Genomic DNA, 16,821 nt, shown 5'->3' with positions numbered 1-16,821 from the left:
CAGCCCACCGGCAACGCCTATGACCCGTCCTTGGACCACATGGAACAGCAGACGGGCTGACGGCAGTCACCACTCGCCAGCCCGTCCAACGGCGAGCCGGTCAGAAAGCCTCGCTCAGACGGTTCACCGTGTTCATTTTCGCGCTTTCGTCGTCGCGCATGGCTTGGATGATGCTCAGACGGTTGTTCCAGATCAAAGCGTCGGCCTGCTCTTGTGTCATGCCTTCGAGATCGCCATCATCGTTGAAACGGACATACGGGTCCTTGTCGGGGTTCCACCCGCCGTATTCCTTCGCTTCGGCCAACCGTTCCGCGCTTAGATCGTCCAAGTGCAACCGTGTCGTATCGCCGGATGGCGCATAGTTGATCGCGCCGAGCGTAGATTCACCCTTGTTCTCCTCGTCGTGGTCGATGGTCTGGAACATGGCGTCTCGCAACGCTTGGATACGTTCCGGCGTTGGTTCGCTGACTTCGGCTTGCATATACATGCCGTCGACCATGTTCTTTCGATGTTCTTCGCGTGCGATATCCAGATCGAAATCGTCGTCACCGGACTGTTCCGCAAGATCGTCGGCAAGCGTATTGTCACCGAATCCCCAATGTTCGTCGTTAATGTTGGATAGTTCGTCGGAGTCTAGCTGCTGGTCGAGGTTTTGTGTGGTGATGAAGTCAAGACGATGGTTCACGTGGCAGTTCTTGAGAATGCTGAGGGTGGATGATGGCGGGGCGGGATCGTACGCGGCGTCATAGCCGGGATCGTTCCAGGCTGCGCCGTCATCGTCATAGTCCTCGGAGTCGTCAAATTCGGTTTCCATCACGGAGTAGGCATGCCAGCCGTCCGGTATATTGGTGCGGTCGATTCGCCCATCATCCAAAGCGTAGCCGTTGATCGTTTGACCGTTGGATAGGTCGAATGTGATTTTGCGAGCATCGGATGGGTTATCGAATGCGTCGGTTGCGGCCATGAGCTGATCAAAATCGGGTTCGCCGGTCGGACTATTGCCTGCGACGGCTCGTTGCAGTTGTTCGCCGGTCGGCGTCATGGTTCGTTTGCCTTCGTTGGCGAACTGTTTCGTATATGGGTCGCGACGTTGACGGCGGGCTTGCGCTGATTTGCGGGCATCGACCATGGTGACTTCCTTCGCTCGAGGAATGGTGTTTTTTCTTAGTTTAAGCGGCCGTGTTTGCCGGATGATCGGCTGAATGGAGAAATGCCCGAACTAGTCGAGATTGTCCAGCAGGTCGCGCAGCTTCCGCCGGCTCGATGGAGAAAGCACGAACGAATCAGCGACGGGCACGGTGACCGTCAGCAGGTTTCCCGAACCAGCCGGGTCAGCGATCACATCGAACGACAGTTCACCGGCAGAACCATACTCGCCCAACGGGATGGACAGTCGTCTGACGACGATCGGCTTGTCGACTGGTTGTTTCGCTCGTTTCGTTTCCGCGAGTTGTGCGCATCGTTCCCAGCTGACCGGCGAAAAATTCCGGATCGGCTCATACGGATGCTGCTGGTTCATGATGGTTCCTTCCATGTTGACGTTTCGATTGGCGGTCGGGTGACTTCACCCAAGGTTGTACAGTCGGCAACCAGACTGACGGTCACCTTCTCCTTGTTTGTGACGGCTTCCCAACGGAACTGGAGCGGATTCCATGTCATGTTCACACCGTTGCGCTCCAACTCTTCGACAGGAAAACCACTGCCGGTGAATCGGCCGTTGACGAACCGACCACGCCGTTCCATGATCGGCACCTGTGAGAAATCATGCTTCCGGCAACGGTTCAACCAGTACCACGTTTGATCCGGCCGCTCACGGAACACGGTCAATATGCTTTCCATACGATTCAAAGACATGGCGGCTTGCCCGTCAGGAATTGCCGCATAGGCGACGGTCGAACCGATTACGATCGCCGCCACCGTCAGAATCATCGGCCGGAAGAACCTCCGGGGCTTACTCACGATGCTTCTTCGACGCTTTCGCCGTTGAACCGGTCAGATGACGACCGCACCGGTCACACCATTTGGCCTCATGCATCGCACACCAGCGGGTGCCGTATACAGTGGGTTGACCGCACAAGTCGGGGTATGTTTCGCCGAAATGGAGCCGATCCACCCCATACCGGCATGCGCCGTCCACATCACGATTCCGGTCTTTCACCTGCGACGGGTCGGATTCAAGGCGGGCGAGCAGTTTGGAAAACTCCTCCGAATCCGCGCTCGCCGTCAACCGGTCTCTCAGATAGCCGGAGAACTCGTCGGCAAGATCAACAGTCTCCTCGTTGTAATCCTTGGATGCCACGGCCTCCGACAGCAGGCCGGACAGTTGTTTGAGATGAAGGTCGCATAGTTCGATCTCACTTCGATCGCCTTCGATACGCGACCTCAGCCGTTCGATGCGACGGTTGATCCACTGATCCAGATCATCCACGGTCATCACCATTCCTCTTCTCCGATGACGGCCGATCCGAGTATCGGATGCAGACCGACATACTCCTGTACGAACATGCTCGCCGCCAATTCCGCCGAACAGTTGTGACGCGGATACGAATGCGCCTCATAGGGAGACCGACGGAAGGACACCCGCCAGCAGGGTCTCTGCTGGTTGAAGAACGGATCCCAGTCGGTCGCCTCGACCAGAACGATGCCGCGAGTGACCTTCCCGCCGTGGCCGACGCCGGTCACTAGACATTTGAGCTTTGCCATTGCCTCTCTTCCTTCGTCTCCTTGTTTCGCCGGCGATCTCGTTGAGGATGTTTTCGCGGCGCATCCCCAATCATCGAAGCCCTGCATTACTCGCTTTGCCCTCCATTGCCTTCGTCATCCAAATATCCGATGTTCTTGAGCTGATTGGTCAGATCCTCGTTGAATCGGACGGCCAGATCGTGCATGGTATACGCATCGTTGCTCAACCAGACGTACAGTTTTTTGATGGTGTGCATGGTTACGCCGTCCCTGAGCACGGCGTACACGTAGCTGTCGCCGTCCTCTTGATAGAGCCGACAGTCGAGACGGTCGTACCCTTGTCCGGGAATCGCGTCAATGCAGAAACGATGAATATCGCTTCTATAGTATGCAACCCGATAGGGGGAGACCCTGTCGATTTCGGCGTACAGTTCCTGCACAGTCCAATCGTCAATGCGAACGCTCATTTTTCAATCCATTCCGTATCTTGATATTCGATGCCGACACTTTATCCCGAAGAAACGGAACGCGAGTACCTGACCGCCTTCGGCCTATCCGGCAAGCCGCTGCTTGGCTTGCTTCCTGTTCCGCCGATGAGTGCGCGTCAGCTCGTGCAGCCACCATCGCAGCAGCACATGGAAACCGTAGTAGTTGCGCCCTTCCCGTTCCGGCAGCAGCACACGATTGCAGTACGAGCATTCCAGTGAACAATGCAAGTCAAGCAACGGTGTCAACGTCAACAGCATGAAAACAGTCAGCAATACGAACGGCGTCGCCAGACCACAGGCATATCCAAGCCAGAAACCGTTCAACTATCGCCTCCAGCTTGAATAGGTTGCCGGTATGGAGAGGTCCAGTAGTTCCGCCCATTCTTCCTCGCTGATGGAGTCGAGTTTCTTGCTTGCGGCGACCTGAACGGACTCGGGTATGGGATTGGGCATGTTGGGCCACAATGGTCGTGTCGCTTGCATGAGCAGTTGCAGACGGATCATGCAAGACAACTGATCGAAACCGTTAGCTGGATTGATTTTCATGTGTGACCTTTCTGACTCGAAAGCATGGGATTTGGTTAGGCGCACAAAGAGTGTGAATCTGACTGTTTCAGACGTTCTCTGTCGCTCGTTCTTTTTCGCTGAATCAGGTTTGAATACACATGTTGCGCGGCTTTGTCGATCGGCTCGTAGGCGATGATGTGTCGGAGCCAGATCAGCAGCATGATTCGGTCGATGGTCTGATACAGGTCGAATTCATATGTTTGAGCATAATCCGTTGAGTCGGATTCGTATATGCGGCATTGCCGGTAGTTGCACGCGCAAGCCCACGGAGCGTTCCTGCCTAAATCCTTCAGGTCTTGCAAGTACTGTCGTATTTGGCTGATCGCGGTCGGATAATCCGCTCTTCCGGTGTGATCCAGATCGACGTGGAATGCTTTCTGTTCGATGATGAGCCGGTTGGGGATGTACGCATCCATGCGACGAAATGTGTAGGGGATTGATGCTTCGAATGCGTACACGGTTCGCCAAGGTTTAACATAGCCAATCGCTTCGGCCAGCCGACACCAAAATATGCCCGTGCTCACGCCTTCGTTCCACCGGTCTTGAATGGCTTCGTCAAAAATAGGAGGAAGACAGTCAGACGGAATCGGCAACCCGTTCGCGATCTTCTTCAAACGCCGCCAATCGTCGCGAGTCCACATGCAGATACCGGAAAATGTTCCCCATATGGCATCGGCGGCGGCTTTCCGGGTTTCCCACCATCCTTTTAAGCCGATTGCCTCGTCATCTTCAAACAGAAGGAAACCTCGCCAGAAACCATCCCAGTCACGCAGGACGCCGCCGCACGGCGCCTCACGGTCGACCGGATGTACAAGCCACTGTTCACCATTTTTCCGCAAACGATAGGAATGCCTGTTTTTGGTGAAAACGCCCAGCTTCACATCAAGACAATCGTCTGCTGAAATCGATGGTTCGACGGGATTGGTCACATCGACCGCATCGCTCATCGGACGATCTCCGCGACCGTGCGGCGAATCATGTCCGACAGATCGGCGGGCGTCATATCATCCACATACTCAAGTCGCGCCTTCCCGTAGCGCTCGCCATCGATCGTGCGGCCAAGCGTGACGCAATGCCACTGGTAGGCGGGGCGCACAAAGTCGAAGTCGATGATGTGAGTCGCCGTGGTGACCCGATAGGAGAGGTCGCCGCCGAGATAATTCCAGTCGAAGCCCGTCGCCTCAAATGCCTTGTGAACGGTGCGAATGTCGAATGCCATTGTTTGCTCCTGATTTAATCTGAGTGGTTTTGATGTGGTTTGGATGGTTTTAGCGTTCGATAGCTACCATTGCCTGCGTGAAGGCGTCGGATTCTTCCGTGTCTTCGACATCGCAGATTTCCTCGACCAGTTCACGCGGCATCCCGTAGGCGTAGTCTTTCAGGTCCGGTCGGTTGGTATCGTATGCGGTGCGGGAGAGTGTGACCCAGTTGGTCGGCTCGTCCAGTATCGGGTTTCCGCTGATGCCGCATTCGATGATGATGACGGTGGTGTTGTTGGTGTATGCGCCGACTGCCGACCTGTTGTGAATGTCGATGTCCATGAACCCGTGGGCGTTGTTGCCGAGCTCTTCGTTGATGGCTTTGGTGAGGGTTGCGACGTTGGCGTTCCAGTTTTCGGGGGTCATGTTGGTTCTCCTTGTGTTGGTTGTTTTCAAACCTCTTTTATGTGGACGATTGCAGTATAACACAAAAGGCGTGAAGTGCAAAAATCGCAATGAAACCAAGCAAACAAGCCGATACACTCAGATACCGATCTCAGCCAAATCAGCCTCGCGCAACTCATCACGCAAGTCATCGTCAGAGAGAATCAGCCCGTCGTTATCGTTGACGGCAGGTTCTCCAATCCAATCCCAGCCGTCACGGTATCCACTCTTGTATGCGTTGACGTTTAACCGGCCGCAATAGAGATAGTCGTCAACGTGATTCTGCCAGTTGATCGGCAGATACCCGTCGAGTCGGTCTTGGATGCCGTCGTTGCGACCGAGTTCGTAGTCGTTCATCGCTTGTTCTGCTTTCTGTTTTAGTAGTCAAGTTCGGGAAGGTTGTACTTGCGGAGTAGCTCGTTAATCTTTGACCGAAGTTCGTCAATCTCGTCGTAGTAGGAAGAATTGTCGCCTTCGCAGTCATAGTCCACGAGTTCGGCCAGTTCGGCGCGGGTCTCATGATATTTAACAAGGAGGTTTTCGATTTCCTTGCGTCTCCAGTGGTCGAGTCCGCAGTCTCGGGGGAGTTGGGCTTTGCGGTATGAGGCGGTGATGTTGGCGGTCATTGGGGGTTCCTCGCTCTCTTTTATGTGGACAATAACAGTATAACATAAAGATCGGAAGAAACAAACCCCAAATCACCCCTGCAACTCAGCCCCAGAAATCAAACACCACGGGCCATGCGGACAAGCATCCCCATCATGACGCGGCCCATCACAATAATCCACGCCAACCATCGCATTCCTAAACGACAACAACCGATTATCATCCGTCAAACGCCAATCCTCCATAACCACCGGCTGATTACCATACCGTGCACGAAACTCCAACAACATGCCGATCAGATCATCCACCGACAACGACTGATCCACCGTCATCGACAAATGAGAAGTCGGAGCCGACACCGGCTTACGCTCACGCACACCAAGCTCCACAGGAGGAATCGGCGGAATCGGGGATACGGTCAATTGTTCATCCGACAACGTGTTGCCCCTCCAGTCCACGCCCTGCACTGAGCAGCGAAAAGACACTGCGATCCGTCGCCAACAGGTAGACGCCGTAGGAGTCGATGCCGAGGCTTGCCTTATGGTCATCGGCTTGAATTTCTACGCGCAGTTTAGCTGATGGAAGATGCCGATCATCGACAGGATTCGGGATATCTTCCGCTTCGCGCAGAACGGCGTTATCGAGCGAAGGAATGTCCAGAATGGTTACGGGCTTCCATTCCGTTTCACTGTGTTCGGTCTGATGTCTGATGGCGACGGTGATATCACCGTTCTCCCATTGCGTGAGGAATCCGCGAAGAATCAGTTGGTTGAGATCGTCAGGCCGGGAGTGGCCGACTCGGTAAGTGTTCGGTTCTCTCGTGTAATGCGTTTTTGGGTTCCACCCCATTGGATGTCTCCTTCATCTTGGGCGACCTCGTGTTCGCCCTACTGTCTTGTTGTCGGGATTGGCTGTTGGCTTCGATGCCGTAGGCCGGGAAGTAGAAAACGGGGAACGCCCAAGGTAGAGTGTTCCCCGTTTGAGGAATATCAGCGATCGGCCCAGTAGGAGTCGGTGCTGATCTTGTGAGCGTAGCGCTTCCAGTAGGAGAGGAGACGCTTCATGAACTTGTCGCGCAACGTGTCTTCGGCTTCGCCAAGCTGAGCCAGTTCCTCATTGGTGAGCTTGCGGGTTTCCTCATACTTGTAATCGTATCCCGCGAGGTTCATGCCAGTCGGAGCATATACGACGCTGTACAGGTCAACGGGATCGTTGTGGTTGCGGCACAGGTAGGCGTCGTAGTGGCGGTATTTGTCGTTTTCGTGGTTGCGCACGCCGAAGCTCATGAACTTGTTCAGGTTGTACTGGTAGAACACTTCCTCGAGGGGGCGCTTCGACGCGGGGTCGTCGATGTGGTCGGGGTACCAGATGGTCGTGTCGATGTTGGTCTTGGCGAGTTCGACGTACTCGTGTTCGCCAAGCTGCACGTAGTCGCAGGTCTTGATGTGGTGGGCGAGCATGTCGAGGCTGGTGTGGTAGTAGCCGTTGTAGATTCGGTTGACGAGGGTGGTCTTTTCGTTCTTGTTGAGGATGCTGGTCATTTTGATTCTCCCCGTTTGGTGGTGGGGTGTTTCCCCAACCTCTTTTATGTGGACAATTACAATATAACACATTATGAGGAAAAGACAAAACAACAAAAGAAAGCACGCCAAACCAACAGTCCAGCGTGCTCACAAGCCAAACAACAAGAAACGTCAGCCCACCTGCTCGGCAGCACCCGTCACATAGTCGATATTCCAACCATTCGCCGTATTCCAAACCACCACATGCTGATCGATCGAACTATCGGACGACTTGATATCAACCAGAACATAACGCGGCAGCAATTCATTGCCCTCATACACCGGCGTCGCCATATACGCGATCGTGCCGGATGGGTTATCGTCCAACCAATCACGCGCCTCGGTCTCCGTATAAGCCATGCCACCCGGATGCTTGCTGTCGTTGCGGCCGACGTTCTGCATACGGGTGCCGGTCACCATGTTTTCGGCCGAATCCTCTCCACCCAGTGATTTGGCGATCAGATGCGACTTGTTGTACAGGTAGCCGGAATAGCAGGAGTTCTTCGGTCGCGCCGACTTCGGCAGGGCGCAAGCATTCTCGTCGGTCAGGTCGATCTGCACTTTCGGATTCGTGGCCGGCCAGCCGGTGACCGTATCGGGCATATGCCGGTCGCGATCGGAGCCGGCGTCGCGCATTCGTTTGGTGATTACGCCGACCGTTTTGCCGGATCGGCCGAGCGAGTCCGGTGTCGCATAATCGATGGTGCCGGCTGCGGGAAGCGTCGTGTTGGCGAAGTCGGCTTTGCCAAGCACCTTGTAGTAGTCGGGATAGTCGGACAGGTTCCATTCCGGAATAGTGGCGACGGTCGCATTCCCGCTCCCGCCGTTCTCTTCACTGTTGCTGCCGTCTGGAGTCTGGATGCTGTTCGTCGCCCGATCCAACAGGTTCTGAGCAGTATCAATATCCGACTGCGAACAGCCGGCCAAACTCATGGACAGGAGGCCGGCGAGCAGTCCGGCAAGGGTTTTCGTTACGAAACGCATGATGTCAGTCCTCGATTTCTTCCAACAGAGTCAGATCATCAGCATACAGCGTGTGATCGGAGTCGAACAGTTTTTCGAGGTTCGGGAAAATCTGATCGTCATACAGGACATAGATACTGTCGTCGCCGGTGATGCCGATCGTGCCGGTGGTCGGCAGGTTGCCGTCGAATTGGATTCGCACGCGACGCATTTCGGCAACTGTATCGTAGTCGGGGATCATGTTGTTCTCCTTGTTTGACCGAACTCTTTTATGCGGACTATCACAGTATAACACGTAAGTTTGGACAAGCTAAAACAACGAACCTTGAGCCGAATCCACCTCCACATCATCCTTCACAACACGACGCGCAACACGCTTACGCACCGGCAACTGCTCGACAACCACCGGATCAACAGCAGCCGATTCAACAGGATCAGCCGGTGCCGCATCAGCAACGGAAACAGAAGCCTCAGCCGGTTCGGAAACAGCCGCATCCCCCAAAGCGTCATTGCCGGACAAAAACGACATGAACTCTTCACGCAAATCAGCCGAATCGCCCTCCACCGTCTGCCGTGAGGAATCCTCGACAGGAGCCATAGATTCGTCAGACTCCGGTTCGACGGGAGTCGGCTTCTCGGCCATCGCCGGAACGTTGACCGTGGCCGGCGTATCTTCCTGCATCTCACGCTGCACCACGTCAAGCGCAGAAAGCGTCTCCTGCTCAATCCGCTCAGCGATCAGCCGCTTCTTGTCATACCGGTCACCGGCGATGATGACAATCAGATGAGTCGTGTACATGAGGGCGATCGGCGGAATGCTCATGACGGCGACCGGCACCCACTGGGGGAGTAGACCGCCGTCGTTCAGGTAGGCGTGCAACGCGTTGCCGATGATCGAAAACAGGGAGAAGACGACGAAACCGGTCCACGGATACCAGCGGTGCGGCACGGCACCCTTACGGAAGCCCCAAGCGGCCCAAGTGGTCAATAGGATCGTGCCGTCGATGCAGATCGGACCGCCCCAGCTCAGGTATGGGTTGACGCCGCACGCCAGATAGAGGAGTCGGAGCGCGTCGAACGAGAGGCAGAATGCGATGATCGCGATGATCGTACCCAGTACGAGGCCGGGTATCATGCTCACCGATTCATCGGCCTTCAATCGGGATGCGGGTGTGATAGTGTTTGCCATCACTTGTGGGTTGCCTCCTTATCCGCGAACAGTCGCGCGTTCGTATGGTCGAACAGTGGGATCAGCTCATCCAATGAGACCGGGCGACGCCATGCATCCCAGCCGATGTGAATCTGATCGAAACCGCCCGCACGGTCCGCGAAGTCGAACACTCGCGGCGAATGCGTATGCCCGTGCAGGAGTCGTTCGCTCTTGTGCCCGTACCATTCGGGCGCATGATGGGCGAGACTTGTAGCCGTGGCGTTCGTGCTCTTATCGTCGGCCGGTTCACCGTCCATCAGATGCCGGTACGGATAGTGGCTGAGGATCAGCTGCCATGCGCGACCGTTGTCGTCTTCCACGTCGAGCCATCCACGGTTTGCGATCTCGCAGAACAAGGGCCACAGTTCCGTGTACACGTCTTTGCAACTGCGGGTGTCGTGGTTACCGAGAATCAGATGACGGCGTTTCGCGGGAACGTTCAATTCCTTGAGACAGCGTGCGGCTTCGGTGACGGAACGGTGCGAGCCGGAGGATACGTCGCCGAGAATGTACAGGGTGTCGTTGCAGCCGACGTGAGCGTTGATCATGTTCACGATTTTCATGTCGTGTCGGGCGACGAGTTCTTCTTCCGGCAGATGGGGATCATCGTAGCCGCGTAGTTTGGCGACGAACGGGTGTCCGAAGTGCGGGTCGCTGGTAAACCAAGTGGTCATAAGTTTGTTGCTTTCTGGTTAGATGGGCTGGCGGGTCAGCCAGTCGAAACGAATATGGTGGAAACGCGAAGCTCGGGTAACAGGTTCCAACATCGGCCGATCGGCAGCCATGCATTCGATGGTGACGGTATCCGGTAAACCGGTTTGTTCCAAGCGTACTGCGAGCAGCCAAAGTAGTCGATGCTGTCGTATCTTTTCCGGATCGTCGGACGGTTCGTTCACGTTGACGGTTTCCTCAAGATCGTGCACGGCGAGGTCGAATATCCGCTCGTCGGGTTCCATAATCTCCGGCACCGTGTCGATCAGATAGATCAACTGGGAACCATCTTCCGTCCAGTCCGGGTCGAGCGAACCGAACCAATGACGGTCGACCATGCACTTGCGGTATGAGTCGATGATCGGATTACGAGTCGCATACGTGTCGATCATCCAATCTGGTTCCCGGTCGAACGTGAGCCGACAAGTACCGGGTTCGCTCACCGGAATACCATTTCGGAGCACATACCGGTCGAAGCCACTGATATTCGGATTCGAGTGAGCGACGATCGACAGGTCAACTCCCCTATGACGGAGCTGATCGACCGTCACCCAGTCGGCACCGATCAACCCGTTTACGCGCATGGTTTCAACGTTTTCGCTCATCGGTTCTCTCCTACGATCGGCACGGCCGTGAGATGACCTTCAACCTTGACGAACATTTCCGGCTGCCAGAATTCCTGTAGCCAACGGTTTGCCTGACCGTCCGCGAACGACCGGTATACGCCGGCGTCGGTATCCTTGGCGACGATAAGGAACGTGCCGCAAACGACATCAACAAGCTCACCGTCCACAGTGAGGCCACGGTTCGGAATACCGCCGTCGAGTTTGCCTTCCTCGTTGCAAATGATGTCGATGCCGGGTGCGATGCGAATCATTTCGATATACCCGTTGACTTCGCGTTGGAACGATGCCAGCGAGTTCTCGATGGTTTTGATGATCGGATATCGTCCCGGCTGGACGACGATCACTCGAATGTTGTTGCTCATCCTTCTGCTTTCAATGTGATGGTTGCTGTAATCATGTGCTGGCAGTCGTAGTTCCGGCACTTGTACCGGCCGGTAAGAGCGCCAAGGCTAAGCAAAGCGAGCATGTCCTGCTTGCTAAGAAGTTTGGTTTGACCGCAGTGAGGACAATGGAATCCAAACCCTATGAATTTGCCTCCACTGTCCGCCACGATCTGCGTTGTTATTTCCACCATCAGGCGTCTTTTCGCACTTGCGCCGTCACATAGAACTTGTGACGGCAATCGGAACCCCAGCATTTATGCGGATCGGTCAATCCGCCGAGTCGCATTGTGTTGAGGATGGTCTGGATTTTGAGACTGTTGACGCGCCCGCATTTGGGGCATCGAGCGTTGAACTCGGAATACTCCCGCCAGTTTGCGGGAATGGTGATGGTCACGACATCAGTCATTGTCGGCTTCCTTGAGCTGGGTGCCGTTATCGTCCACGATTTCCAGAATCTTGCTTTCTTCGTCAACGATGTCGTTAAGATCACCGTCACCGTTCTGTTCAACCCATTCCTTCGCTTCGGTGAGGTTCATGCCCTTGGGGGCGCGAATGGTGCGCTGTTCGGTCATAATGGTCTTCTCGAATAGCGTGTAGTAGACCATTTCCTCGGCGGGCGGTTCGACGATACCGTCGTTGATATGCGCGTCAAGCCATGCTTCGAAGCTCATCCGGTCGGTCGGCTCGCATTCGTCTTCCTGATCGGCCCACATTTGGGCGAGGTCACGAAGAGTGGTATCCGGTTCGGGGTCGAGCGTGTATTTCCAGCCGGTGATGGGGTAGTCGCGGAGTGCGACGAGGTGGGCGATTTCGTGGATGATGTCTTCGCGGGTGATTTCACCGTCGTTGAGATAGTTGTGAGTGGCCATGATGTTCTCCTTTGAAAAATAGTGGGTTTATAAGGGGTGCCTGATCGTTCTTGAATAGGTCAGGCAACCCATTGTTGAGTGAAAGTTGACGGTTAGAACGCCTTGCTGATCGTGATCGGCTGATCGTCGCGGACGATGGCCGTATCGAACTGGACGCGCTTATGCGTGGTCGAATTGGCCGGGTCGAGCAGCCATTCGAGCGCGTTGCGACGGGCGGTGGTCTTGTCCTGCTGGCTCCAAATGGTTTTGTTGGCGAACAGGAAGTGGAGGGTCAGCTCGTCGTCGAGGTAGATGAAGTCGATGCCGTGGGTGGCGGTGGTGTCGATGAGCGTGTAGTGCTGGTTGGTGATGGTGTTGGCGATGGTGGTGTTGATGCTCATGTTGTGTTCTCCTTGGAACTCTTTTTTATGTGGACAAAATCAATATAACACAAAGATTGGAGAAGAAAACACAAAAACAGCAATCACACACGATATTAAGAATATGGGAGCGGAAATCACATCTCAGATATTCCAATCCCAAGCCCCAAAAAAACACACGCGATATTAGAGGGCTTGTAGGTCAGAAATTAAACAAGGAGGAAAAAGTAAGATGACCAGATCATCAAGAAACAACAGAAAATCAAACAGCTCAATGAAATGGGTCGCAATCATAGTGATCACCGGATGTTTCAGCACCGTCGCAATCGTCGGCAATGTCATGCAAACTGTATTCTGCGACAAATCCGAACAAAGCGTTTCGATCAACATCGCGAGTTCGGAGCCGGCGTATAGGTCCAAATGCGAGAAAACCAAGTGATCGCAGTGTATAAGTATACGCAAATGGTATCTTTTCTTACCATTTGCGTATACTTGTATGCATGAAGCAGAACGAAGCGGTCGCAACACTGAAACAATACGACGAGCAGCTCGGACGGTATGTGTATCTCAAACGCGATCTGAAAAAGCTGTTCAACGATACCGCCGACACCTTCAACCTCTCTCTACGACGGTTGACCAAAGCTGGTATCCTCAAGCGGGTCGCCCACGGAGTCTACCTCTACTCGTTCAGCCACAACATTGGGGAAGAGACGCTGGACCTTATCGCCCGCAATCTAAGACGCGGTGAGATCACTTATGAAAGTCTGGAAAGCGCCCTCAGTGCATATGGGGTCATTAGTCAGATCCCCATAGACCGCCGAACCTACATGACCACAGGAAGATCGGGTGAATATCGGACGCCCTATGGGGTGATCGAATTCACCCACACGAAAGCAAACCCACGGCAGATCATTCCGGAACTGAAACAGGTCAGAGGAAGGCGGCTGCCGGTGGCCTCCAAGCGGTTGGCGTGGGAGAACCTGAAAGACGCCCATAGGAACACCGATCTGGTAGATATGGAGGAATTAGAGGACGATGAATGAAATCGAAAACCTGCATGATTATGCGGTCGCCTTATCGAAACGCAATCACAACGAGACGATGGTGATGACCATTGAGAAGGAACTACTCCACTACGAGATTCTGGACTCGTTGGATCGTGCCGGCTTGCTGGAACAATTGGTTTTTCAAGGAGGAACGAGTCTACGTCTCTGCTATGGAGCCGAACGATACAGTGAGGATTTGGATTTTTCAGGTGGGCAAGACTTCGATGCTTCTCGTTTTACGGAGATCAAGGAGTGTGTTGAACAAGCGGTAACCGACCGGTATTCGGTGGAGACACTGGTCAAACCGCCTAAACGTTCCGGCGGTTTGGTCAGCACTTGGACTGTTGTTGTGGATACGACACCGACAAGAAGTGATATCGCACGCCAGCGGATCAAAATCGAGATCGCTTCCATTGACGCCCATGATGTGACAGTCCGTCCGTTGACCGTCAACTATGAGAATCTTGCCGACTCTTATGCTGATGTCATGGTTCCAGTCGAAAGCCGTGAAGAGATTTTAGCGGACAAGATTGAATCGTTTGTCTGCTCCGACCATTTACGGTTCCGTGATCTTTGGGATTTGGCATGGCTGGGAAAACGTTCCGATCTTGATTTGGCGAAGGCTAAAGAACTGCGTCTGCTTAAAGCTCAAGACTATAAGGAGATCGAGAAGTATCCTGAACGATTCTCTATGGTGCAAGCGAAGCTGGATGACGCCTTCAACTCCGAAGGTTTTGCGAAGGAGATGCTTCGATTTCTACCGAAGGAGCGAGTTGAGAGAACCATTGACCGCCCGTTATGGCTTGAAGGAACACACAATCAGTTGATTGAACTCTTCTCGGTTTTCGCTGATATTGGTCATTGACGAAAAATCGGTGTACGCGAATGTCCAAAAAAATAGATATTCGCGTACACCGATTTTTAGTAATCACTTCGCGCCGTGGCGACCTGTTTCACGGCGACGGTTCTTCTGTCGTTCGAGTTTACGGGTTTTACGGTTGGCGTTCCATTTGACGAACATGCCGATCAGCCAGAGAATTCCAGCCAGAAGGAACAGGGGGAGTGCGGTTGCTTCCACGGCGGTGAGCACGTTGTGGAAGATGCGAATGTGGAAGAGGATGCGGACGAGTAGTGCGCCGCCGATGGTGAGGAGGCTGCCGGTGGCGAGGATGGAGCAGAGTACGGAGAATGTGAATGCGTAGATTCCCGGTTCGTTGAGCGTATCCTGCTTGGAGGTTGGTTCTGCTTCCGTGGGGTTGGTTTCGATCGGTTCGGTGTCGACTGGAATAGGTTCTTCCATAGTGTTCCTTTTATTTGGTGATTGCGGTGATGCGGGTGACGAGATACCCGTTGATGATGTCGAGATACTGGGGGTCGTTCGGATCGTTCATCCAATCCGCAGCATGATCGGCGAGATAGGCGATCAACAGACTGATCCGGTGGCGGACGGTTTTGCATTCCGCGTCCACGGTCTCCCAATCGGCCAGCCGGTAGATGTTGCTGATGTGCTTGTCTTCCCATTTGACGGCGGTGCGGCGTAGGGCGGTGAGACTGTTGACGGTAATGGTTTCGTTGGTGGCGTTGTTGCGGATCGTATACTGCATGGCTTGCTGCTTCCCCTTGATTATGTGGACATACCCAGTATAACAAGATAATCAGGTCAGAAACGGCTCAGATCAAGCACATCATCCACTCCAGCCGGCTGACCATCCAACGTTGGTTGGCTGGCGACCGCGCTGATGCGTTGGTTGGCGACCTTAAACCAGTGCCCGTCCTGCTCGACACCGAAGAAACGTCGCCCTCCAACAAAGCGGCGACACCGGTGCTACCGGAACCCATGAACGGGTCGCAGATCAGATCATCCGGATTCGAATACATGCGGATCAGAAGTCGTAGCAGGTTGATCGGTTTCGCTGTCGGATGCATGCCTTTGACTCGGCTTACATCATACTGTCCGTAAGTGGAGTGCAGGACGCTACCGTGCAGTCGAGTGCCGTCGTCATCCCAGATGCATTCCGTGGAGTCCTTGCCGTAAACCCGGTTTTCTCGGTTGAAGCGTCGCGCCCGTCCGGGCTGGTAATCATCCTCATGCCGGGGGCGACGTTGTGGTGTGAACTCGGGTTTGCCGAAGATGCCGATCAGTTCATGCGTGCGCAAGGGGCGACGGTTCGCGTCGAGGAAGCCGACCGGTCGGCGTTTTTCCCAGATCAGCTCGTATCGGAACGAGTCGGAGAGGGCGGCGAATCGGCTGATGAGTCGGAAGTCGCCGAAGGTGACGATCGGTGTCTGGTATGAGTCGAGTAAAGCCCATAGGCGGGTGGTGGATTCGTTGCTGTCCCAGTCGAGATTCGTCGTACCGTATGGAGGGTCGGTCAATACGAGAGCCGGCTCGTCTGGCGGTTGGACACTGTAGGTGTCCGCGTTGAGAATCGAATACTCCTGCTCGTTGGTCACTGCCACCAACCGTCGTCCTCCTCATAGTCTGTTTCGTCCAAAATCCAGTCCTGTGCAGGTTCTCCGTTCACTTGGGTTTCCGCTGTCGTATACCCGCAGAAGCCGCAGCGTTCCAAGCTGATCGTCAGCCGCCAGTTGCTTGTGTGTCCTTGGTTTGAGTAGGGGAGCCATGCGTGACGGCAGTTTTGGCAGAGCTCCGTTTTCCGTAGATCATTGTTCGCGCATAGGAATCGGGTGATCGGCGGCATCCAGCCGATCCAAGTCAGTTGGATGCCGCCCCAAGCCGGTGGTACACGCTCATCGGGAAGAATGCTTGGCGGCAGCTCGTCTTCAATGTAGTGGCCGGTCACTGTTCTGGCTCCCATTCGTCCAATCGGATTTCGTGAAGTCGGTTCGAGTTGATGCGGCACCGCCAGTGTTTGAACCGTTTGTTGTGGAGGGTCACATACTCGTCCGGGGTTTCCTTGAACCCGGTGGAACGGTATTGCGCCCAACTTCCGGCGGGGTATGAGTCTCCGTCGGGGTCGATGGGTTCGTGGTGTTCGTTGATTTCTTGGACGAAGAATTCTGCCCATTGGTTCTGATCCGCCCGCAGGTAGAGGCGGATCAGTTGTCCGATTTGAATGTCGGCCGTCATGGTTTGTTGTTCCCA

General features: G+C 54.5%; 31 protein-coding genes. 2 read left to right on the top strand and 29 right to left on the bottom strand.

Features of this window, described 5'->3' with window-relative positions:
- Positions 1-100: 100 nt before the first annotated feature.
- The 24 genes from JS541_RS10260 to JS541_RS10145 all read right to left on the bottom strand — a co-directional run bounded on the left by JS541_RS10260 (position 101) and on the right by JS541_RS10145 (position 12,690).
- A complete protein-coding gene (locus tag JS541_RS10260; protein WP_214374385.1) occupies positions 101-1,129 on the bottom strand; it encodes a hypothetical protein in 1,029 nt (342 codons plus the stop codon).
- Positions 1,130-1,219: 90 nt separating this feature from the next.
- Positions 1,220-1,519 (bottom strand): hypothetical protein, encoded by a 300-nt coding sequence (locus JS541_RS10255; protein ID WP_214374380.1) that lies wholly within the window; start codon positions 1,517-1,519, stop codon positions 1,220-1,222.
- Entirely contained in the window at positions 1,516-1,929 is a 414-nt protein-coding gene (locus tag JS541_RS10250) for a hypothetical protein (protein WP_214374379.1), read from the bottom strand. The genes JS541_RS10255 and JS541_RS10250 overlap by 4 nt, the downstream gene beginning before the upstream one ends.
- Before the next feature lie 22 nt (positions 1,930-1,951).
- Positions 1,952-2,434 (bottom strand): hypothetical protein, encoded by a 483-nt coding sequence (locus JS541_RS10245; protein WP_214374378.1) that lies wholly within the window; start codon positions 2,432-2,434, stop codon positions 1,952-1,954.
- A complete protein-coding gene (locus JS541_RS10240) occupies positions 2,434-2,703 on the bottom strand; it encodes a hypothetical protein (RefSeq protein WP_214374376.1) in 270 nt (89 codons plus the stop codon). Before JS541_RS10240 ends, JS541_RS10245 begins: the two co-directional genes overlap by 1 nt.
- Positions 2,704-2,789: 86 nt before the next feature.
- Positions 2,790-3,149: a hypothetical protein gene (locus tag JS541_RS10235; RefSeq protein WP_214374375.1), complete on the bottom strand. Its 360-nt coding sequence runs from the start codon at positions 3,147-3,149 to the stop codon at positions 2,790-2,792.
- Between the two features lie 84 nt (positions 3,150-3,233).
- Positions 3,234-3,494 carry a hypothetical protein gene (locus JS541_RS10230; protein WP_214374373.1) on the bottom strand — a complete coding sequence of 87 codons (261 nt, stop codon included), beginning with the start codon at positions 3,492-3,494 and terminating at the stop codon, positions 3,234-3,236.
- A 257-nt stretch (positions 3,495-3,751) separates the two neighbouring features.
- Positions 3,752-4,684, bottom strand: coding sequence for a type IIL restriction-modification enzyme MmeI (locus tag JS541_RS10225; protein WP_214374371.1), 933 nt, complete (start codon positions 4,682-4,684; stop codon positions 3,752-3,754).
- Positions 4,681-4,956, bottom strand: a complete 276-nt coding sequence (locus tag JS541_RS10220; protein ID WP_214374369.1) for a hypothetical protein — start codon at positions 4,954-4,956, stop codon at positions 4,681-4,683. Before JS541_RS10220 ends, JS541_RS10225 begins: the two co-directional genes overlap by 4 nt.
- A gap of 49 nt (positions 4,957-5,005) precedes the next feature.
- Positions 5,006-5,362 carry a hypothetical protein gene (locus JS541_RS10215; RefSeq protein ID WP_214374361.1) on the bottom strand — a complete coding sequence of 119 codons (357 nt, stop codon included), beginning with the start codon at positions 5,360-5,362 and terminating at the stop codon, positions 5,006-5,008.
- 117 nt (positions 5,363-5,479) lie between these two features.
- On the bottom strand, positions 5,480-5,737 hold the full coding sequence (locus JS541_RS10210) for a hypothetical protein (RefSeq protein WP_214374359.1): 258 nt from the start codon (positions 5,735-5,737) through the stop codon (positions 5,480-5,482).
- A 20-nt stretch (positions 5,738-5,757) separates the two neighbouring features.
- Positions 5,758-6,006, bottom strand: coding sequence for a hypothetical protein (locus tag JS541_RS10205; protein WP_214374357.1), 249 nt, complete (start codon positions 6,004-6,006; stop codon positions 5,758-5,760).
- Positions 6,007-6,078: 72 nt separating this feature from the next.
- Complete coding sequence (locus tag JS541_RS10200; RefSeq protein ID WP_214374355.1) at positions 6,079-6,423, bottom strand: hypothetical protein; 345 nt, start codon at positions 6,421-6,423, stop codon at positions 6,079-6,081.
- The gene (locus JS541_RS10195; protein ID WP_214374353.1) at positions 6,413-6,835 is read right to left on the bottom strand and encodes a hypothetical protein; all 423 of its coding nucleotides are present in this window, start codon (positions 6,833-6,835) and stop codon (positions 6,413-6,415) included. The genes JS541_RS10200 and JS541_RS10195 overlap by 11 nt, the downstream gene beginning before the upstream one ends.
- Positions 6,836-6,975: 140 nt before the next feature.
- Entirely contained in the window at positions 6,976-7,527 is a 552-nt protein-coding gene (locus JS541_RS10190) for a hypothetical protein (protein WP_214374351.1), read from the bottom strand.
- 153 nt (positions 7,528-7,680) lie between these two features.
- Complete coding sequence (locus JS541_RS10185; protein WP_214374350.1) at positions 7,681-8,532, bottom strand: DNA/RNA non-specific endonuclease; 852 nt, start codon at positions 8,530-8,532, stop codon at positions 7,681-7,683.
- Between the two features lie 4 nt (positions 8,533-8,536).
- Positions 8,537-8,752: a hypothetical protein gene (locus JS541_RS10180; RefSeq protein ID WP_214374349.1), complete on the bottom strand. Its 216-nt coding sequence runs from the start codon at positions 8,750-8,752 to the stop codon at positions 8,537-8,539.
- Positions 8,753-8,821: 69 nt separating this feature from the next.
- Entirely contained in the window at positions 8,822-9,700 is an 879-nt protein-coding gene (locus JS541_RS10175; protein WP_214374348.1) for a DUF2637 domain-containing protein, read from the bottom strand.
- Positions 9,700-10,395, bottom strand: a complete 696-nt coding sequence (locus tag JS541_RS10170; protein WP_214374347.1) for a hypothetical protein — start codon at positions 10,393-10,395, stop codon at positions 9,700-9,702. The genes JS541_RS10175 and JS541_RS10170 overlap by 1 nt, the downstream gene beginning before the upstream one ends.
- Positions 10,396-10,413: 18 nt before the next feature.
- Positions 10,414-11,037 carry a hypothetical protein gene (locus JS541_RS10165; protein WP_214374346.1) on the bottom strand — a complete coding sequence of 208 codons (624 nt, stop codon included), beginning with the start codon at positions 11,035-11,037 and terminating at the stop codon, positions 10,414-10,416.
- Entirely contained in the window at positions 11,034-11,420 is a 387-nt protein-coding gene (locus JS541_RS10160) for a DUF3846 domain-containing protein (RefSeq protein WP_214374345.1), read from the bottom strand. Before JS541_RS10160 ends, JS541_RS10165 begins: the two co-directional genes overlap by 4 nt.
- 211 nt (positions 11,421-11,631) lie before the next feature.
- Positions 11,632-11,847 carry a hypothetical protein gene (locus JS541_RS10155; RefSeq protein WP_214374344.1) on the bottom strand — a complete coding sequence of 72 codons (216 nt, stop codon included), beginning with the start codon at positions 11,845-11,847 and terminating at the stop codon, positions 11,632-11,634.
- A complete protein-coding gene (locus JS541_RS10150; protein WP_214374343.1) occupies positions 11,840-12,310 on the bottom strand; it encodes a hypothetical protein in 471 nt (156 codons plus the stop codon). Before JS541_RS10150 ends, JS541_RS10155 begins: the two co-directional genes overlap by 8 nt.
- A gap of 92 nt (positions 12,311-12,402) precedes the next feature.
- The gene (locus JS541_RS10145) at positions 12,403-12,690 is read right to left on the bottom strand and encodes a hypothetical protein (RefSeq protein ID WP_214374342.1); all 288 of its coding nucleotides are present in this window, start codon (positions 12,688-12,690) and stop codon (positions 12,403-12,405) included.
- Positions 12,691-13,169: 479 nt separating this feature from the next.
- Here JS541_RS10145 and JS541_RS10140 point away from each other — a divergent pair, with 479 nt between their 5' ends.
- Entirely contained in the window at positions 13,170-13,712 is a 543-nt protein-coding gene (locus tag JS541_RS10140; protein ID WP_214374341.1) for a hypothetical protein, read from the top strand.
- Positions 13,705-14,580, top strand: coding sequence for a nucleotidyl transferase AbiEii/AbiGii toxin family protein (locus JS541_RS10135; RefSeq protein WP_214374340.1), 876 nt, complete (start codon positions 13,705-13,707; stop codon positions 14,578-14,580). The genes JS541_RS10140 and JS541_RS10135 overlap by 8 nt, the downstream gene beginning before the upstream one ends.
- Positions 14,581-14,643: 63 nt before the next feature.
- On the opposite strand, the gene JS541_RS10130 is transcribed toward JS541_RS10135, so the two are convergent.
- From JS541_RS10130 to JS541_RS10110, 5 genes are all read right to left on the bottom strand, one after another.
- Positions 14,644-15,015, bottom strand: coding sequence for a hypothetical protein (locus JS541_RS10130; RefSeq protein ID WP_214374339.1), 372 nt, complete (start codon positions 15,013-15,015; stop codon positions 14,644-14,646).
- A 10-nt stretch (positions 15,016-15,025) separates the two neighbouring features.
- Positions 15,026-15,319, bottom strand: a complete 294-nt coding sequence (locus JS541_RS10125; RefSeq protein ID WP_214374338.1) for a hypothetical protein — start codon at positions 15,317-15,319, stop codon at positions 15,026-15,028.
- A gap of 67 nt (positions 15,320-15,386) precedes the next feature.
- Positions 15,387-16,175: a site-specific DNA-methyltransferase gene (locus tag JS541_RS10120; RefSeq protein WP_346428307.1), complete on the bottom strand. Its 789-nt coding sequence runs from the start codon at positions 16,173-16,175 to the stop codon at positions 15,387-15,389.
- The gene (locus JS541_RS10115; RefSeq protein WP_214374336.1) at positions 16,166-16,519 is read right to left on the bottom strand and encodes a hypothetical protein; all 354 of its coding nucleotides are present in this window, start codon (positions 16,517-16,519) and stop codon (positions 16,166-16,168) included. Before JS541_RS10115 ends, JS541_RS10120 begins: the two co-directional genes overlap by 10 nt.
- Positions 16,516-16,806, bottom strand: coding sequence for a hypothetical protein (locus JS541_RS10110; protein WP_214374335.1), 291 nt, complete (start codon positions 16,804-16,806; stop codon positions 16,516-16,518). The genes JS541_RS10115 and JS541_RS10110 overlap by 4 nt, the downstream gene beginning before the upstream one ends.
- Positions 16,807-16,821 lie beyond the last annotated feature (15 nt).

Source organism: Bifidobacterium sp. SO1 (assembly GCF_018555335.1).
GTDB lineage: Bacteria > Actinomycetota > Actinomycetes > Actinomycetales > Bifidobacteriaceae > Bifidobacterium > Bifidobacterium simiiventris.
Note: the sequence above shows the minus strand (reverse complement) of the source record. Positions and strands in the feature narration are given on the sequence as shown.

Coding starts and splice junctions, on each gene's coding strand:
- JS541_RS10190 (WP_214374351.1), bottom strand. CDS start 7,527: ATGACCAGCATCCTCAACAAGAACGAAAAGACCACCCTCGTCAACCGA.
- JS541_RS10180 (WP_214374349.1), bottom strand. CDS start 8,752: ATGATCCCCGACTACGATACAGTTGCCGAAATGCGTCGCGTGCGAATC.
- JS541_RS10175 (WP_214374348.1), bottom strand. CDS start 9,700: ATGGCAAACACTATCACACCCGCATCCCGATTGAAGGCCGATGAATCG.
- JS541_RS10130 (WP_214374339.1), bottom strand. CDS start 15,015: ATGGAAGAACCTATTCCAGTCGACACCGAACCGATCGAAACCAACCCC.
- JS541_RS10195 (WP_214374353.1), bottom strand. CDS start 6,835: ATGGGGTGGAACCCAAAAACGCATTACACGAGAGAACCGAACACTTAC.
- JS541_RS10225 (WP_214374371.1), bottom strand. CDS start 4,684: ATGAGCGATGCGGTCGATGTGACCAATCCCGTCGAACCATCGATTTCA.
- JS541_RS10135 (WP_214374340.1), top strand. CDS start 13,705: ATGAATGAAATCGAAAACCTGCATGATTATGCGGTCGCCTTATCGAAA.
- JS541_RS10140 (WP_214374341.1), top strand. CDS start 13,170: ATGAAGCAGAACGAAGCGGTCGCAACACTGAAACAATACGACGAGCAG.
- JS541_RS10210 (WP_214374359.1), bottom strand. CDS start 5,737: ATGAACGACTACGAACTCGGTCGCAACGACGGCATCCAAGACCGACTC.
- JS541_RS10155 (WP_214374344.1), bottom strand. CDS start 11,847: ATGACTGATGTCGTGACCATCACCATTCCCGCAAACTGGCGGGAGTAT.
- JS541_RS10160 (WP_214374345.1), bottom strand. CDS start 11,420: ATGAGCAACAACATTCGAGTGATCGTCGTCCAGCCGGGACGATATCCG.
- JS541_RS10215 (WP_214374361.1), bottom strand. CDS start 5,362: ATGACCCCCGAAAACTGGAACGCCAACGTCGCAACCCTCACCAAAGCC.
- JS541_RS10205 (WP_214374357.1), bottom strand. CDS start 6,006: ATGACCGCCAACATCACCGCCTCATACCGCAAAGCCCAACTCCCCCGA.
- JS541_RS10125 (WP_214374338.1), bottom strand. CDS start 15,319: ATGCAGTATACGATCCGCAACAACGCCACCAACGAAACCATTACCGTC.
- JS541_RS10250 (WP_214374379.1), bottom strand. CDS start 1,929: ATGATTCTGACGGTGGCGGCGATCGTAATCGGTTCGACCGTCGCCTAT.
- JS541_RS10245 (WP_214374378.1), bottom strand. CDS start 2,434: ATGACCGTGGATGATCTGGATCAGTGGATCAACCGTCGCATCGAACGG.
- JS541_RS10110 (WP_214374335.1), bottom strand. CDS start 16,806: ATGACGGCCGACATTCAAATCGGACAACTGATCCGCCTCTACCTGCGG.
- JS541_RS10150 (WP_214374343.1), bottom strand. CDS start 12,310: ATGGCCACTCACAACTATCTCAACGACGGTGAAATCACCCGCGAAGAC.
- JS541_RS10185 (WP_214374350.1), bottom strand. CDS start 8,532: ATGCGTTTCGTAACGAAAACCCTTGCCGGACTGCTCGCCGGCCTCCTG.
- JS541_RS10255 (WP_214374380.1), bottom strand. CDS start 1,519: ATGAACCAGCAGCATCCGTATGAGCCGATCCGGAATTTTTCGCCGGTC.
- JS541_RS10170 (WP_214374347.1), bottom strand. CDS start 10,395: ATGACCACTTGGTTTACCAGCGACCCGCACTTCGGACACCCGTTCGTC.
- JS541_RS10145 (WP_214374342.1), bottom strand. CDS start 12,690: ATGAGCATCAACACCACCATCGCCAACACCATCACCAACCAGCACTAC.
- JS541_RS10165 (WP_214374346.1), bottom strand. CDS start 11,037: ATGAGCGAAAACGTTGAAACCATGCGCGTAAACGGGTTGATCGGTGCC.
- JS541_RS10220 (WP_214374369.1), bottom strand. CDS start 4,956: ATGGCATTCGACATTCGCACCGTTCACAAGGCATTTGAGGCGACGGGC.
- JS541_RS10235 (WP_214374375.1), bottom strand. CDS start 3,149: ATGAGCGTTCGCATTGACGATTGGACTGTGCAGGAACTGTACGCCGAA.
- JS541_RS10260 (WP_214374385.1), bottom strand. CDS start 1,129: ATGGTCGATGCCCGCAAATCAGCGCAAGCCCGCCGTCAACGTCGCGAC.
- JS541_RS10240 (WP_214374376.1), bottom strand. CDS start 2,703: ATGGCAAAGCTCAAATGTCTAGTGACCGGCGTCGGCCACGGCGGGAAG.